Source organism: Nakamurella sp. GG22 (assembly GCF_052976845.2).
The window spans coordinates 101,846-117,661 of sequence record NZ_JBRIIO020000016.1 but is presented as its reverse complement, the minus strand read 5'-3'; the positions used below and the strand labels follow the sequence as shown (position 1 = coordinate 117,661).

Sequence of the window (15,816 nt, the reverse complement as noted above, 5' to 3'; positions counted from 1 at the left end):
CGAGCAACACGAACACCCTTCGCCACGATGAAGTGAGGCTCGGGCATGCCAATCCGCGATCGTGTCCCGGTGCAGCCAGGATGTCTCGCCCGATGAACGACGTTTCGCGGGCATCGGGGTCCGGCATCCGGGCCCCAGAGTTGGTGCCGATCATCGTGTTGGCGCTGGCCGGCTTCCTGATCAGCCTGCACGTCGCATTTCTTGCGGGGCCGCTGTGGGATGTCGACGAACGTTCGCATGCTGCGTACTCGGTGTCGCTGCTCTTGGGCGACCTCCCGACAATCGACACTCCGGTCGTCGACGAGCCCGCGAGGTTCCCGCAGATCTCAGCCTCACTCGCCGGGCAGGACGAGGCACACAGCGACATCTGGACCGCCAACCACCCGCCGCTCTACTACCTGGTCTCATTGCCCTTCGTTGCGCTGGCGGATGTACTCGGGACGCCCGGCGCCGGACTGCTCGCCATGCGGGTGATCAACGCGCTGGGCACCGCCATCGGGATACTCCTGGTGGGTTTGATCGCCCGTGAACTCGTCCCGCGCCGGCCGGCGGTGTGGGCCCTGTCCACAGTCTTCGCCCTGTCCTGCACGACGGTCACCCACCTGGGCGGATTTGTCTTCAACGACGGCCTTGGAGTTGCCGGTTCGTCGTTGACGGTGCTGCTCGGTATCCGGATTCTGAAGAATGGCGTCACTGCCCCCCGGCTGGCCGGGGCGGCCTGCGCCGGAATTGTCGCCGCCTCGGTCCGGGCGCCCGGAGTTCTTGCGGTGATCTTCTGCGCCGCAGCGGTTCTCCTGACCGGATTGCAGGACGCGCGTCCGCGGCATTGGTATCGGGCGATCGCGGGCTCGGCCCTGGTGGCGGGAATTCCCGCCATCTCGATCAGCTGGTTCTATCTGCGGAACATCGCGCTCTACGGTGACGTCGGCGCCACTGCGGCCCTGCTCCAGAAGTTTGACCGGTCTCCGCGCGGCAACGCTCTGGATGTACTGCTGGATCCCTCCTTCTACCGGACCCAGTTCGTCGGTCTCTGGGTTCGGACCACCCTCGCCGGCACATTTCCGGGATCGGCCATATCGAGTGCTGTGATCTGGGTCGGTCTCGGCGCGGCAACAGGGTTGATCGTCCTGTTCCTCGTCTGGCTCGCATCATCGCGCCTGCGGCCGCCGTCAGCGCGTCTTGCCGGTGTGCTCTCACGTCCCACGACCCAGGCCTGGATCCTGCTCACCGGATTCGTCATCGCCATCGAGATATCGGCCGGTAGTTTCCGCGCCGCCGGTGGCAGCGCCCACGTTCGCTATGTGTTCCCGATCCTGCCGCCGATCGCGGTCGCGGTCGCGGTCGGCCTCCTGGGCTTGTTGGCGTGGATTCCGCCTCGATGGGCCAGCCTGCGGGACGGCCTCGGCCTCGCGGGATTCGGACTTTTCTTCCTGACCATTGCGTTGGCGGCCCAATCCATCTCGAGTGCCCAGATTTCTTCCCGCGGTCGGCCATCCACCCTGGGCGGCATGTGGCCGTTCGCAGCCGGGCTGCTGGCTGCGCTGTTCGCGATTGTCGGCCTGGCCATCGCGGTCCAGCAGATACTCGAAGGAACTGTCGGTCCGATTCGAGCGAGCGGGACCACGGCTGTTTCCATCGAGGTGGATCAGCCCGACGACGAGGTGGATTCCGGCCGGGCTCAATCCACCGGCGTCCGAACCTCCTGAGGAACGGTCCGGCAACGCCGTGACGGGTAGCGTGATCGGGTGCCCGAAAACCCGCCGGACCCACCCGACAATCGCACCCCGCACCAGGCGCCCCGGACCCTGCTCGACGTCCGACCGCCCTCGCCGTTCATCTCCGTGGTCAACAACGGCTGGCTGATGATGGCGGCCGTGCTGGTGGTGGCGTACCTCTTCGCGACTCTGTTCCCGACGCTCGGCGGTCTGCTGCTGATCGGCGCGCCGCTGGCAGTCCTCGGCGCCGTCTCGCTGGCGGCATTCCAGGTGCGCAAGGTCCGGTTGACGGTCACCGACGAGATGGTCAGGGTCTCCAACGGCAAGACCGGGATGGCGACCGATCGCTCGGAGATCAGGTCGGCCGTTCTCGTCGAGAGTCTCGCGCGCAAACGGTTCGGGCCGCGCACCACCGACCTGATCCTGCTCGACCGGGACGGCCGCTGCGCACTGCTGCTCAGCGGGAACCTGTGGCCGGTGGCCACCCTCGAGCGGGTCATCGGTCTGCTCGGCACCGTGCCGCTGGAGCGGGTCGGGGGCCGGCAGACCCCGCTCACCCTCGCGGCGCGCTACCCGAAGATCCTGCAGAACACCGACAACAGCCACCGCTACCAGCCGAAGCCACGGATGTACTGAGCTCGTGCGGCCGCCCGGGGGGCACCGGTGAGCCAGGGCGTGGTTGAACACCGTCCGGCCGGTGTGCTCGACTGGTCGGCATGATGCTGCTCCCGCTGTACCGCAGTGCGCTCCACCAGTTCGACGCCCGGATCCGGCTGGTGCGCCCGGAGCAGTGGACGCTCAGCACACCTGCAGCGGAATGGGACGTGCACCGGCTGGTCCGGCACGTCATCCACGGTCAGCGGCTGGTTCCGCGCACCCTCGACGGCTCCGACCTCGAGGAATCCATCCCGTGGGCCGAGGAGAGCGGCACCGACCTCATCGACGACTGGGCTATGGCCGCCGAGGCCGCCGTCGCCGCGTTCGGCGCCGTCTCGGACTGGGACCGGAAGGTCGCGCTGTCCGAGGGAACCGTCCCGGTTCACGAGTACGGTTGGCGGCTGGCCACCGACCTGACCGTGCACGCCTGGGACCTGGCACGGGCCATCGGAGCCGACGACGGGTTCCCGAACGACCTGCTCGGCGCCGTGTTGGCGGAGACGAAGGGTTCTGCCGAGCGGTGGCTCGGCAACGGTCAGTACGCGCCGTCCATCCCGGTACCGGGATGCACCGACGACCTCACCGAGTTGCTGGCGCTGACGGGTCGGAACCGGTGGTGGCGGCGGGCCTGACGGTTCGCCGGCTGGCCCGCGGGCTCGCCGCCCTGGTCAGGATCCGTTCGACCGCCTGGGTTGCCCGGCGCTCCCGCGTCGCCGGCCGCTTCGCCTCACCGACCCAGTCCGCGTACTCCCGGCTGTGACTGAACGACAGACTCTCGAAAGCCTCCGCGGCATCCGGGTTCTGGGCCAGCGCGGCACCGAGCTCGGGCGGCACCTCGGCCACCCTGGGCACCTCGTCGAACTCGACGGTCATGGTGATCTCGTCACCGGCCTCCACCATCAGGTCGTCACGCTGTGCCTTGCGCAGCCCGATCCACCCGCTGCCGCCGTAGCTGGCGATGGTCGTCCGGAACGGGTCGTGCCCCGGAACGGTGACCAGCACAGGGGCGCGGGACCGTCCGAAGACCTCGACCGGGTCGAACGGGACCTCGACAGCGTGACCGGGTCCGTCGTCCGGTTGCTGGATCATTGCCGTAAACGTTCGAGAGGCCATGCCGTCACCGAGCCTTTGAGGTGAAACGTAGGTAGTAGCCGTCCGGGTCCAGCACCCGGAAGTCCTGCAGCCCCCATGGCCTTCGCACGATGTCCTCCTCGATCGGCCAGCCGGCGAGCCGTATCCGGTCCCGTTCGGCGTGCAGGTAGTCGACCTCCAGCACGATCTCGACGCCGGTCGGCGGCCGCCGGTGGCCGGGGTTTCCACCGGGCACCACGGCAGCGCCGATCCGGACATCATCCCGCTGCAGAGCCAGATAGGGCAGTGCGTCGGCCCGCCTGTCCGTCGCCAGCGAGAAACCCAGCAGATCGACGTAGAAACGCACTGTCGCGTTCAGGTCGGCGGGGAAAATCTCGAGGCGGAGACTGGTCGGCACCCTCCGACCCTCTCACGAGCGGGGCTCAGGTATTCGCCGAAGTGCCTCCGCCGGCAGATCCGATGTGCACTTCGGTGCCGTCGGGATCGCTCACCCGGGCCACCCGCTCGCCCCACGGCTGATCCTCGGGCTGGGCCAGCACGCGGACGCCGGCGTCGGCCAGCCGGCGCACCGCCTCGTCGCAATCGTCGGCGTACACCCAGATCGAGAACGGTCGGCCGAGGTCCGGTCGGGCCGCCGCCGGCTCCGTCACACCGTCCGCGGAGGACGGGGGTGCCGCCTGGCCGATGCCGATCGCGCTTTCGCCGATGCGCAGGGCGACGTAGACCGGCGGGCCGCTGTCCGGGAACCGGTAGGTCTCTGTTGCCCCCAGCAGATCGCGGTAGAAGTGCAGCGATCGGTCCAGGTCGGTCGTCGTCAGGATGGGGAACATCGACGTGAACATGGCCGCCTCTCGTCATCGGGCCGAACGGTGTCGTCCGTCACCATGCTGACGGACGAGTGCGGCGGAGATCGACCCGCCGGCTGGATGTTTCCCGGTCCTCATGGTCCTGGTGGTTCCGCGCCAGGGTGGGTACGGGATCATCGACCGATCACGCCGTCGGCACGGAACACCGGACCGCGGCACCGTCACGGCGTTTCGGGGGACAACAGATGCAGCGCCAACCGGGACTGCCGGTCGACCTGCCGATCGATGGTCGGGCGGTGCTGGTGGCCGGCGGCGGCCCGCGTGCGCTCGGCAAGGTTGCGCTGCTCCGCGACCACGGCGCGGTCGTGACGGTCGTGGCGCCGGCGGTCGACGCGTCGATCGCCGACCTGGCCGATCGGGCGCTGATCACCTGGCACCCGCGTGAGCCGGCCGCGGCCGACCTCGACGGGGTATGGCTGGTGGTCGCGGCGACCGGGGACCCGGCGGACGACGCGCGGATCTCCGAGCTGGCGGCGACGCGGCAGCTGTTCTGCCTGCCGGGATCGGCGGGCGAGTCCGTGGGCGCGCCTTCGGCGGACCCGGGTGTGCCGGGCACCGGGGCAGCGGCCCCTCCGGATCCGGGCACGGTGATCCTCGTCGGCGGCGGCCCCGGGGATCCCGGCCTGCTGACGGTGGCCGGACTGGCCGCGGTACGCGCGGCCGACGTCATCGTGCACGACCGCCTCGCGCCGCTCGCGGTCCTGGACCAGGTGCGGCCGGGGGCAACGATCATCGACGTCGCCAAGGTCCCCGGCGGCCGGACGACCCCGCAGCACGAGATCAACCGGCTGCTCGTCGAGCACGCCACCGCCGGGCACACAGTCGTCCGGCTCAAGGGCGGCGACAACTTCGTCTTCGGGCGCGGCGGGGAGGAGTGGCAGGCGTGCGCGGAGGCAGGCATCGAGGTCCGGGTGATCCCCGGGGTCAGTTCCGCACTGGCCGTGCCGGCCCTGGCCGGGATCCCGCTGACCCACCGCACCGCCAACCAGGGATTCACCGTGATCACCGGGCATGTCCCGCCCGGTGATCCCAGGTCCACCCTCGACTACGCCGCGCTGGCCAGGTCACGAACGGCGCTGGTGATCATGATGGGCGTCGCGAATCTCGGCGCGATCGCAGCGGCGCTGATCGCGGCGGGCATGGATCCGCGGACACCCGCCGCCACCGTGGCCGACGGCAGCCTTCCGGGGCAGCGGCTGGTGAAGGCGCCGTTGGACCGGATCGCCGCCGCCACCGCCGACGCCGGGATCCGCGCCCCGGCGATCAGCGTCATCGGCTCGGTCGCCGCCTTCGACCCCTCGATCGCGAGCTGAGCACCCGCCGGAACTGTCGGGATCAGTCGGCGACGATGGCCAGCGGCGTCCGGCCGGCCACCACGGAGGTCAGGCCGGCGAGATGCGCGAGCCGGGCCACCTCCGAGTCCCGCATCGCCGGCCCACCGGGGCGGCCGACGATCACCGCGGTGTCCGGGTCCCACAGCGGCGCGGCCGCCATCTCGGTGCCGATCGCCTTCCAGTCCTCGGGCACCCAGGCCGCGTCCGGATCGAGCACCTTCGCCTTGTCCACCGGTGCCCACCCCGGGATGACGCCGGTCAGGTTCGGGATGCCGCCACCGCCGGCGAGCAACCGGATGGTGCGGCCGTCACCGTTGGTCTGGACGCGGACGACGATGGCCCAGCCGGCGCGCAGCACCTGCGGGAGCATCCGGGCCAGGATGGCGACGGCGTCTTTCGGGTCTGCGGCGATCGCCTCGACCAGCTCCCACTCCCGGTGCCGCGCCGCAACACCCGGGTCCGGTCGGACCGATTCCACCCGCACTCCCGGCACCGTCTCGGCGGCCGTGATCAGCACGTCCGGCTGACGTCCGGCCGGCAACGCGACGACGATGTCGTCCACCGCCTGGTCGGGGGAGCGCTCGACGATGTCCATGGCGAGGATGTCCGCGTCGACCAGCCCCAGCGCGGTGGCCACCGCACCGAGGGTGCCTGGCCGATCCGGTAGCAACAGGCGGAGTACGTATGACATGGCGGTTCGCTCGCCTCCCAGAATGGCGGCCCGGTACTGCTCGCTGTACCCCCTCATGCCTGCTCACGCAAGGCCACGACCGGGTACCTGTCGGACGTCATTGTCGCCGAAACGCGTTTCCGTGAGATCACCACGGTGGTCACGCCCGATTACCACCGGAGTGACGGATCAGCCCCGACGGATCGACGCTGACCGATCGACGCTGACGGATCGACGCTGACCGATCGACGCTGATCGATCGACGCGGCGACGGCCCGATTCTGCCGCACGTCGTGTTGTGCCGGACGGCAGCGCGCGCGGCGGGATCGGCCGGGTGCGGCACGCCCTAGGATCGAATCGGTCCGGCGTCATCCGACCACCGGACAGCGGAGCCCGTCGACGTGACGGAGATTCCGATCAGCCTCGCCGAGATCCAGGAGACCCGTGTCCAGCGTGCCGCCCACCACCGACGAACCCACCGGGGACGGTGCCGCGCCGCCCGTGCTGACCCGCGATGACGTGGCCCACCTGGCCCACCTCGCGAGGTTGGAACTGACCGACGCGGAGCTGGACCTGTATGTCGGGCAGCTGTCGGTGATCCTCGACTCCGTCGCGACGGTGAGTGCGGTCGCCGCCGCCGATTCCGACATCGAGCCGACGACGCACGCGGTGCCGCTGACGAACGTGTACCGCGATGACGTCGTCCGGCCCGTGCTGAGCCACCAGGCGGCGCTCTCCGGGGCACCGGCCGCCGAGCAGGGCCGGTTCCGGGTCCCGCAGATCCTGGGAGAAGAACAGTGAGCGCGCCGAGCGACCTGACCCACGCGACAGCCGAGTGGCTGGCCGGCGCCATCGCCGGCGGTGAGGTGAGCGCCGAGGAGGTGACCAGGGCACACCTGGACCGGATCGCGGACGTCGACGAGGCCGTGCACGCCTTCCTGCATGTCTCGACCGAGTCCGCGCTGGACCAGGCGAAGGCGGTCGACCGCGCCCGCGCCGACGGCGCCGCGCCGTCCTCGCCGCTGGCCGGTGTCCCGCTCGCGCTCAAGGACATCGTCGTGCAGGCAGGCATCCCGGCGACCGCCGGATCGAAGATCCTGGAGGGCTGGATCCCGCCGTATGACGCCACGGTGACCCGCAAGCTGCTCGAGGCTGGCGTCGTCATCCTCGGCAAGACGAACCTGGACGAGTTCGCGATGGGGTCATCCACCGAGAACTCCGCCTACGGGCCGAGCCGGAACCCGTGGGATCTGTCGAAGATCCCCGGCGGCTCCGGCGGCGGCTCGGCGGCCGCACTGGCCGCGTTCGAGGCCCCACTGGCCATCGGCACCGATACCGGCGGTTCCATCCGGCAGCCGGCCGCCGTCACCGGCACCGTCGGCGCCAAGCCGACCTACGGCGGCGTCTCGCGGTACGGCGTCATCGCGCTCGCGTCCTCGCTCGACCAGGTCGGGCCCTGCGCCCGGACCGTCACCGACACGGCGCTGCTGCACGAGATCATCGCCGGTCACGACCCTCTCGACTCCACCTCCATCGACCAACCCGTTCCGCGGGTGGTGGACGCGGTGCGCCGCGGACAGCTCGAGGGTGTCGCCGGCATGCGGATCGGCGTGGTCAAGCAACTCGGCGGCAAGGGTTATCAGGCGGGCGTCATCGCCTCCTTCGAGGAAGCGGTGGCCACCTTGAGCGCTGCCGGCGCCGACATCGTCGAGGTGGACTGCCCGCACTTCCAGTACGCGCTCGCCGCGTACTACCTGATCCTGCCGAGCGAATGCTCCTCGAACCTGGCCAGGTTCGACGCCATGCGGTACGGCCTGCGGGTGGGTGACGACGGTGTCGCGTCCGCCGAGGAGGTCATGTCACTGACCCGCGGCAAGGGCTTCGGGCCCGAGGTGAAGCGACGGATCATCCTGGGCACCTACGCTCTGTCCGCCGGGTACTACGACGCCTATTACGGCTCGGCGCAGAAGGTCCGCACGTTGATCAAGCAGGACTTCGACCGTGCCTTCGAGACCGCCGACGTGCTGATCTCGCCGGCGTCGCCCGTGACGGCCTTCGGAATCGGCGAGAAGGTGGACGACCCGATGGCGATGTACCTCAACGACCTCGCGACGATTCCCGGATCGCTCGCCGGGATCCCCGCGCTGAGTGTCCCGAGCGGCATCGCCTCGGATACCGGACTGCCCGTCGGACTGCAGATCATGGGCCGGGCGCTCGGCGAGGAAGACATCTACCGGACGGCCGCGGCATTCGAGAGTGCCTACCTGGCCGCCCATTCGCGGCTCGTGCCGGACCAGGCACCGGAGCTGGAAGGAAGCGTGCGATGACCGCCACACCGACGACGGCGACAACGACGGCGACACTGCGTGCCCCGGACGGGCTGATGGACTACGACGAGGCGATCGCCCGCTTCGATCCCGTGCTGGGTCTGGAGGTGCACGTCGAACTGGGCACCGTCACCAAGATGTTCTGCGGCTGTCCGACGGACTTCGGCGCGCCGCCGAACACCCAGGTCTGCCCGACCTGCCTGGCGCTTCCGGGGGCGATGCCGACGATCAACCGGACGGCGGTGGAGTACGCGATCCTGATCGGCCTGGCGTTGAACTGCACGATCGCGCCATGGTGCCGGTTCGCCCGGAAGAATTATTTCTACCCGGACATGCCGAAGAACTTTCAAACCTCGCAGTACGACGAACCGATCGCCTACGACGGCTACCTCGACGTCGAGGTCGAGGGCGAGACGGTGCGCATCGAGATCGAGCGGGCACACATGGAGGAGGACACCGGCAAGTCCACCCATGTCGGTGGTTCGACCGGCCGGATCTCCGGCGCGGAATACTCGCTGCTCGACTACAACCGGGCCGGCGTGCCGCTGGTCGAAATCGTCACCAAACCGGTCACCGGCACCAAGGCGCTGGCGCCGGTGGTGGCCAAGGCCTACGTCGCCGCGCTCCGCGACCTGCTCAAGACCCTCGGGGTCTCCGACGTCCGGATGGATCAGGGGTCGCTGCGCTGTGACGCCAACCTGTCGCTGACGCCCGCCGGGAACCCGGTGTTCGGGACCAGGACCGAGACCAAGAACGTGAACTCGCTGCGCTCGGTCGAGCGGGCCGTCCGTTACGAGATCACCCGCCAGGCCGCGATTCTCGCCGCCGGCGGCCGGATCAAGCAGGAGACCAGGCACTTCGACGAGTCCACCGGGACCACCGCCCCTGGCCGCTCGAAGGAGACCGCCGAGGACTACCGCTACTTCCCCGAGCCGGACCTGGTGCCGCTCGCACCGGAGCCGGAGTGGGTGGAGCAGCTGCGGGCGAGCCTGCCGGAGTTCCCCTGGCTGCGCCGGAACCGGCTGCAACAGGCCTGGGGACTGACCGATCCGGAGATGCGTGACCTGGTCGCAGCCGACGCCGTCGAACTCGTCGCGGCAACGGTGGATGCCGGCGCGTCACCGTCCGAGGCACGTTCCTGGTGGGCGTCCTACCTGGGTCAGCAGGCGAACAGCCGCGGCGTGGCATTGGCCGACCTGCCGATCAGCCCCGCTCAGCTTGCCGACGTCATCGGCAAGGTCTCGTCCGGCGCGCTGACCACGAAGATGGCCCGGCAGGTCGTCGACGCTGTGCTGGCCGGCGAGGGCAGCCCGGACGAGGTGATCGCCGCCCGCGGCCTGTCCGTCGTCTCGGACGACTCCGCCCTGCAGAAGGCGGTCGACGAGGCGTTGGCGGCGCAGCCGGCGGTGGCGGACAAGATCCGGTCGGGCAAGGTGCAGGCTGTCGGCGCGATCGTCGGCGCAGTGATGAAGGCCACCCGCGGGCAGGCCGATGCCGGTCGGGTCAGGGAACTCGTGCTGTCCACGCTGGGCGTACAGGGCTGACCTCCACGCGCGACCAGCTGATCAGCCGGACACGGGAAGAAGGCTGCACATGAGGATCGCACTGGCCCAGATCGTCAGCACCACCGATCCCGGGCGCAATCTCGAGCTGGTGGATGACGCCGCCGCCCGGGCCTCCGAGGCGGCCGCCCGGATCGTCGTTCTCCCGGAGGCCACGATGTGCGCCTTCGGCGTGTCGCTCGCGCCGGTCGCAGAGCCGCTGCTCGGGCCGTGGGCGACCGCCGTACGGGCGATCGCGGCCGACCGCGACATCACCATCGTGGCCGGGATGTTCACCCCCGGCACCGGCGGCCGGGTACGCAACACGCTGCTCGCCACCGGCCGCGGCGTGGAGGCGTCGTACGACAAGATCCACCTGTTCGACGCCTACGGGTTCCGGGAATCGACCACGGTCGCGCCCGGCACCGACCCGGTGACGATCGACGTCGACGATGTCACGATCGGCCTCACCACCTGCTACGACGTCCGCTTCCCGGGTCTCTACCAGGCACTGGCCGACCGGGGCGCGGACATCATCCTGCTCGCGGCGTCCTGGGGGAGTGGGCCCGGAAAACGTGAACAGTGGGACCTGCTGACCAGGGCGCGGGCGCTGGACAGCACGTCGTTCGTGCTGGCCGCCGCGCAGGCCGACCCGGAGTCCGTGGGCCTGCCGGTGCGGGGGGCGGCACCGACCGGGATCGGCGGGAGTGTGGCGGTGTCACCGACCGGTTCCGTGCTGGCGCAGCTCGAGGACAAGCCGGACCTGCTGGTGGTCGACGTCGACCCGCAGGAGGCCGCCGACGTCCGCAGTGCGCTCCCGGTGCTGGCCAACCGGCGGTTCTGACGCCCGGCGTTTTCGGGATCACTGCGGGACAAGCACCGATCGCACCAGCATCGACCGCACCAGCATCGACCGCACCAGTCGACTCAGTCCGGGCCGCCCTCGCCGCCGGCACTGCCCGAGGGAACGACCACCACCCGGTCATCGCTGGGCACCGGCTTGCCCTTGCCGTCCTTATTCGACGTGGTCAGCCAGAGCAGGCCCTGCTGGTCCGCGGCCACCGTCAACAGCCGCCCGTACCGGTCGTCCAGCAGCACCGTCGGCGTGCCGGTGAAGGTGCCGTTCGGGCCGAGCTGAACGGCCGTCAACTGTTGCTTGTCCAGCGAGGTGTTGGCCAGCAGTCCGTTGCTGATGGAGCAGTCCTCCGCGCCTCCGTCAGCCGCCGTCCAGGTCCACAGGGCGCTGCCGTCCTTGACTTTCGCGTAGTTGCGACCCGCGGCGAGCGGCAGCAGCACATCCTCGCCGGGCCGTTGGTCCAGGGCCGCCATCGCCCCGTCCTGGGTGGGGCACATGCCGGTGACCTGGGTGAACCCCGACGCGTAGATGGGCGAGCCCTTTCGCGGGTTGGACTTCGCCGGCTTGCCGAACTCGTCCAGACGCAGCACCTTGCCGGCGAGCGATGTCGGATCGGCGGCGGCCTTCGGGTTCCCCGTGTCGCCGGTGCCGACATACAGCGACCGGTCGGCCGCGAAGGCGATGCGGCCCCCGTTGTGCTTGCTGCCCTTCGGTATTCCGGTGAAGATCGGCTTCGCGACGTCCCCGCTGGCGATCCGGACGATGCGGTTGTCGGTCTTGGTGGTCACGTAGGCGTAGATGAGGCCGTCCTCGTCGTACGAGGGTGACAGCGCGATCCCGAGCAGGCCGCCGTCCCCAGAACCGTCAACGCCCTCGAAGCGTGCGACCTCCACCGGTTCGGTGCCCTTGGCCACCTGCAGCAGGCGCCCGCTGGTGCGTTCGCCGACCAGCGCGGAACTGCCGTCGGCCATCGGCACCAGCCCCCACGGTGCGTCCAGGCAGGTGGCGATCACCGCCTCGTCGGTCGGCGCGCACGGATCGGGCGGTGCTGCGGAACCGCTCGGCGGAGGCGACGCGGGCGTTCCCGAAGGGCTGCTCGGCGCCGACGACGATTCGCGTGGCGACGTCGGGTCGGGGAGCGCGGCGCGTGCCGTGAGCGACGGCTGGACGGTGAAAGTCGATGCCTCGCTGGAGAAGTCGGCGCAGCCGGCGACCAGGCTGAGCAGCACCGCGCCCAACAACGCAGGTGCCGCCCGCCGGGAGAAGGCGCTGGATACAGACATCGCTGTCAACGGTACTGGCCGACCGGATCGGGCTCGGCGGGCGCGATCGGCTGCCGACCGACGACGTGCAACAGCAGGAGCGCGTCCTCGTCGATCATGTAACGGATCCTGGCCCGGCGCCCGGAGGAGAAGTGCATCTCGAAACCCGCCACACCCGCCCTGGCCTTCCACGGCGAACTCGACCACTCCGTGCGCTGTGCACCCGTGCGGTGGGCGATCACGGTGTTGCGACTGAGCACCCGCCGCCAGCGCAGCAGCACCGCCCGCTCATCGAGTTGCCATCGTGCCTCGCGGGCCCTCAGGACACCCAGCAGGTAGGCGGCCGGCAAGGGGACCGCGGCCAGTAGACGCCACCATCCCGGGAGCAGCAGCAACAGCAGGGTGAAGCCGGCGCCGTATTCGAGTGGGACGGTCAGGTAGCGGCGGTGCACCCGGACGGGCAGCGGGCGTGGCTCGCCGACCGGCCATCCGAGCTCGGGGAGCGCCCGGCGGATCATCGCCTCGGCCCGGTGCGTTCGCAGTAGCGGGAACAGCATGCGCTGGCTGGTGTTCGCCCTGCCGATGCCGGCGACCTCTACCTGAAGGCTGCACAGGCCGAACGGTGCGCGCCAGAATCCCTCGACGATGCGAACCGCCTGGATGCGGCGCACCGGGATGGTCGCGGACTGCTTGCTGAGCAATCCACGGGAGTTGCGCAGGACGTCGCCGTCGCGGACCAGCGTGAACCGGTTGAGCCGGAGGGCGCCGAACACCACGCCACCCACGATGGCGATGACGGTCAAGGCGATCAGCACGGCGATGGGCCCGCGCGGCTCGACGGTTTCGTGCATGAACTCCGCTGCCCGGCTCGGGACGTATTCCGAGAAGCGGTACCAGATCACCAGGGCCGCTGCGAGGATCAGCAGGATCGAATTGTTGGTGATCGCCGCCATCAGCATCCCCGGCGTGCCGAGCACCGCGATGACGTCCGGCCCCTTCCTGGGGGTGGCGGCCGAGGTGCTGCGGCGCCACGCGAGATAACGCTGCAGCGGCGACGGCGGATCCGGTGCCGCCGAGTGTGCCGGCTGGTCCTGATCGGGTCGGTCCACCGGCCGCGATCGGTGCCCCGCCTCCAGCGCAAGGCGCAACTGGTCCAGCCGCCGGCCGGACAGGCTGCCCAGAACGACGGCCGACCCGTTCCGATCGCCGGGTGATTGGACCTTGAGTCCCCAGACACCGATCAGCCGCTGGGTGAACGACCGGTAGGCGTCGAGCGCCGTGATCCGGGTGATCGGTACGACCCGCACCGTCCGGTTCCAGATGCCGGCGCGCAGCCTGAGCACCCCGCTGATCACCGAGTACTTCTTGACGTGCCACTGCGCGACGGCGACCACCATGACAATGCCGAACAGGATGGCGTTCACCCACCATGCCGCTCCGCCCAGAATCGTCACGACGAGGAAGGGGATGGCCTGTCGGAGGGTCTTGGCCGTCTCGATGACCAGGTAGATCGGGTGCAGACGGGTGTCCGGCACCGTGACACCCAGCCGGACGCCGGCGTCGACGGAGTGCGCGACACCGTCCGTTCGGAGCGCGGCGGCCTGTTCAGCCATCGCCCCGCCTGCCCACAAAAGGCCTGCCCACGGACCGCGTGCCCAGGAAGCGCCTGCGCACGAATCGCCTGCTCGCGAGTCGGCCGCTCACCCGTCGTCGCCCGTCAGACATCGTCGGCGACGTCGGCCAGCCGGCTGATCCGGTCGCACAGTTCGTCGGCCTCGGCCCGGTCGAGGCCGCTGAGGTTGACCGACCCGGCCGCGGTCTTGATCTTCAGGTTGGTCATCCAGTAGTGATCGGCCAGTGGGCCGCGTTCGGTGCGCAGGTTCTGCACGCGGTGGACGGGCACGACGGTCCGCTTGACGAACACGATGCCGTGCTGGATGTCGATCTCGGTGGAGGAGATCGCGTACCAGAACACCCGGTAGCGGATCGGCGGGAGCACCACCATCGCGATCACCACCGCGACGACATAGCCGACCACGATCGCCCACCGGATCCACCACGGACCCCAGGCGAGGACGATCGCCATGCTGATCAACAGCAGCAGGAACGGGACGGCCGAGAAAACTGCCCGCCAGCGCCAGTAACTGACGACCCGCGCGGAGAGCCGGTGACGCTCGACCGGGTCGTCGCCCGCAAGCGGCGGTGCGGTCGGCGTGTTCGCCGGCGCCGGCGCGGCGGCCCCCGGCTGGGGCTGTGCCTGCTGGGCCTCCGCCTGCTGGGCGTCCGCCGGCCGGGATTGCGCCAGCTGGGCGTCCGCCTGCTGGGCATCCGCCTGCTGGGGTTCCGCTCGCTCGGAGTCCTCCGGCTGGGGTCCGGCCGGCACAGGTGGCCCGCCCGGCGGCGCGCCGGTGGCAGGTCGGCTCGTCACGGGGGTCAGCCTACGGCGCGAATTGTCCGGTGAGGTGCTCCCAAAGGTCCCGGAACCGTTCCGGGAGGACGGTGACGAAGGAGGATCAGGACGCGGTCCGGGCGGCGGGGTCTCCGCTCTCCGCCGGATGCGGCTGGAGCGGCTCATCAGGAACCGCAGGCAGGTCGGATGCGACCGTGCCAGGTGTTCCGTTCAGGGGTTCCTGCTGGCTCGCACGTTTCCGATGATCAGCAGCCTCTGATTGGACGGCACCTTCCTGCTGGACCGCATTTTCCTGCTGGACCGCATCTTGCTGCTGGACCACACCCTCCTGCTGGACAACACCTTCCTGCTCGACCGCACCGGCGTCCTGGTTGTGTGCACCGCCCTCGACCGATGCGCCGTCCTCGACCGATGCAAGGTCCTCGACCGGCCCGCCCAGGCTCAGGCTGCCGCCGGACACGGCGGCAAGCCGCGGCAGGTCCCGGGGGCGCACCATCGGCAACCGGACCCGCTGGCCGTCGAGACCGACCGCGGTCGCCCAGCGGGCGTCCTTGAGTTCGAGCCCGGCCATGTCCGTCCACGCCATTCGCTTTGCGCCCAACAGGCCGTAGGCGGTGACCTCGGTCGGTGTCGCCCTCGTTCGCGTCACGATCACCCATGCCAGCGCGGCGACCGGAACCACGAAGAGCACGCCCCAGGCTCCGCCGACGGTGGCCAGCGGCATGACGCAGAACAGCAGCAGCACGGGGAACAGCAGCGCCGGGAAGGGCAGCCTGAAGGTGACCCGCTCGGGTCGGGTCGTGGCGGGTCGGGGCATGGGTCCATGGTGACACTGACTCTGGTGACACTGACCTTGGTGACACTGCGGCCCCTGGTGACACTGCGGCGCTGCGCTCCGCGGGACCGCGGCCGGCGCTCGACAGATCTGTCGCCGGCAAGTCCGGGGAGTGACCGCCCTGTCCACATGGTGAGACGGATGTCCCGTCCTGTTGACACCGTGACGGCACCGGTCCTAGTCTGCGGGCATGGCTTTCCTCCTCGTAATCAGCTAGCGCGTCCTCGCCGAAAGGCGGAGGCGCGCAACCC

General features: G+C 70.1%; 16 protein-coding genes. 8 read left to right on the top strand and 8 right to left on the bottom strand.

Translation table 11 applies throughout. From position 1 onward, the window contains the following. Positions 1-92: 92 nt before the first annotated feature. The 3 genes from ACVBEQ_RS16910 (at position 93) to ACVBEQ_RS16900 (ending at position 3,004) form a co-directional block, all read left to right on the top strand. Complete coding sequence (locus ACVBEQ_RS16910; RefSeq protein ID WP_447154468.1) at positions 93-1,706, top strand: ArnT family glycosyltransferase; 1,614 nt, start codon at positions 93-95, stop codon at positions 1,704-1,706. Between the two features lie 39 nt (positions 1,707-1,745). Then, the gene (locus ACVBEQ_RS16905) at positions 1,746-2,351 is read left to right on the top strand and encodes a hypothetical protein (RefSeq protein ID WP_447154467.1); all 606 of its coding nucleotides are present in this window, start codon (positions 1,746-1,748) and stop codon (positions 2,349-2,351) included. 80 nt (positions 2,352-2,431) lie between these two features. After that, positions 2,432-3,004 carry a TIGR03086 family metal-binding protein gene (locus ACVBEQ_RS16900; RefSeq protein ID WP_447154466.1) on the top strand — a complete coding sequence of 191 codons (573 nt, stop codon included), beginning with the start codon at positions 2,432-2,434 and terminating at the stop codon, positions 3,002-3,004. On the opposite strand, the gene ACVBEQ_RS16895 is transcribed toward ACVBEQ_RS16900, so the two are convergent. From ACVBEQ_RS16895 to ACVBEQ_RS16885, 3 genes are read right to left on the bottom strand one after another with little or no spacing between them, the layout of a single operon-like run. Further along, complete coding sequence (locus tag ACVBEQ_RS16895; protein WP_447154465.1) at positions 2,952-3,461, bottom strand: YdeI/OmpD-associated family protein; 510 nt, start codon at positions 3,459-3,461, stop codon at positions 2,952-2,954. The two genes, ACVBEQ_RS16900 and ACVBEQ_RS16895, sit on opposite strands and share 53 nt — an antisense overlap. Before the next feature lie 28 nt (positions 3,462-3,489). Then, a complete protein-coding gene (locus tag ACVBEQ_RS16890) occupies positions 3,490-3,861 on the bottom strand; it encodes a VOC family protein (protein ID WP_447154464.1) in 372 nt (123 codons plus the stop codon). Positions 3,862-3,886: 25 nt separating this feature from the next. Next, positions 3,887-4,294, bottom strand: coding sequence for a VOC family protein (locus ACVBEQ_RS16885; RefSeq protein ID WP_447154463.1), 408 nt, complete (start codon positions 4,292-4,294; stop codon positions 3,887-3,889). Positions 4,295-4,515: 221 nt separating this feature from the next. On the opposite strand from ACVBEQ_RS16885, the gene cobA reads away from it, so the two are divergent. Then, complete coding sequence (gene cobA, locus ACVBEQ_RS16880) at positions 4,516-5,643, top strand: uroporphyrinogen-III C-methyltransferase (RefSeq protein ID WP_447154462.1); 1,128 nt, start codon at positions 4,516-4,518, stop codon at positions 5,641-5,643. Between the two features lie 22 nt (positions 5,644-5,665). Here cobA and ACVBEQ_RS16875 read toward each other — a convergent pair whose 3' ends face one another. After that, positions 5,666-6,355 (bottom strand): ACT domain-containing protein, encoded by a 690-nt coding sequence (locus tag ACVBEQ_RS16875; RefSeq protein ID WP_447154498.1) that lies wholly within the window; start codon positions 6,353-6,355, stop codon positions 5,666-5,668. 432 nt (positions 6,356-6,787) lie between these two features. On the opposite strand from ACVBEQ_RS16875, the gene gatC reads away from it, so the two are divergent. Genes gatC through ACVBEQ_RS16855 form a run of 4 tightly spaced genes read left to right on the top strand, consistent with a single transcriptional unit; the run spans position 6,788 to position 11,046 of the window. Next, entirely contained in the window at positions 6,788-7,135 is a 348-nt protein-coding gene (gene gatC / locus ACVBEQ_RS16870; protein WP_447154497.1) for an Asp-tRNA(Asn)/Glu-tRNA(Gln) amidotransferase subunit GatC, read from the top strand. Further along, positions 7,132-8,661 carry an Asp-tRNA(Asn)/Glu-tRNA(Gln) amidotransferase subunit GatA gene (gene gatA / locus ACVBEQ_RS16865; RefSeq protein WP_447154461.1) on the top strand — a complete coding sequence of 510 codons (1,530 nt, stop codon included), beginning with the start codon at positions 7,132-7,134 and terminating at the stop codon, positions 8,659-8,661. The genes gatC and gatA overlap by 4 nt, the downstream gene beginning before the upstream one ends. Continuing rightward, positions 8,658-10,205, top strand: a complete 1,548-nt coding sequence (gene gatB / locus ACVBEQ_RS16860) for an Asp-tRNA(Asn)/Glu-tRNA(Gln) amidotransferase subunit GatB (RefSeq protein WP_447154460.1) — start codon at positions 8,658-8,660, stop codon at positions 10,203-10,205. The genes gatA and gatB overlap by 4 nt, the downstream gene beginning before the upstream one ends. 49 nt (positions 10,206-10,254) lie before the next feature. Next, a complete protein-coding gene (locus ACVBEQ_RS16855) occupies positions 10,255-11,046 on the top strand; it encodes a carbon-nitrogen hydrolase family protein (protein ID WP_447154459.1) in 792 nt (263 codons plus the stop codon). 83 nt (positions 11,047-11,129) lie between these two features. Here the strand turns inward: ACVBEQ_RS16855 and ACVBEQ_RS16850 are convergent, their stop codons facing one another. From ACVBEQ_RS16850 to ACVBEQ_RS16835, 4 genes are all read right to left on the bottom strand, one after another. Next, positions 11,130-12,341, bottom strand: coding sequence for a PQQ-dependent sugar dehydrogenase (locus tag ACVBEQ_RS16850; protein ID WP_447154458.1), 1,212 nt, complete (start codon positions 12,339-12,341; stop codon positions 11,130-11,132). A gap of 5 nt (positions 12,342-12,346) precedes the next feature. After that, positions 12,347-13,933, bottom strand: a complete 1,587-nt coding sequence (locus ACVBEQ_RS16845; protein WP_447154457.1) for a PH domain-containing protein — start codon at positions 13,931-13,933, stop codon at positions 12,347-12,349. Positions 13,934-14,037: 104 nt separating this feature from the next. After that, positions 14,038-14,748: a PH domain-containing protein gene (locus ACVBEQ_RS16840; RefSeq protein ID WP_447154456.1), complete on the bottom strand. Its 711-nt coding sequence runs from the start codon at positions 14,746-14,748 to the stop codon at positions 14,038-14,040. Positions 14,749-14,833: 85 nt separating this feature from the next. After that, positions 14,834-15,547, bottom strand: coding sequence for a PH domain-containing protein (locus ACVBEQ_RS16835; protein ID WP_447154455.1), 714 nt, complete (start codon positions 15,545-15,547; stop codon positions 14,834-14,836). Between the last annotated feature and the right edge of the window lie 269 nt (positions 15,548-15,816).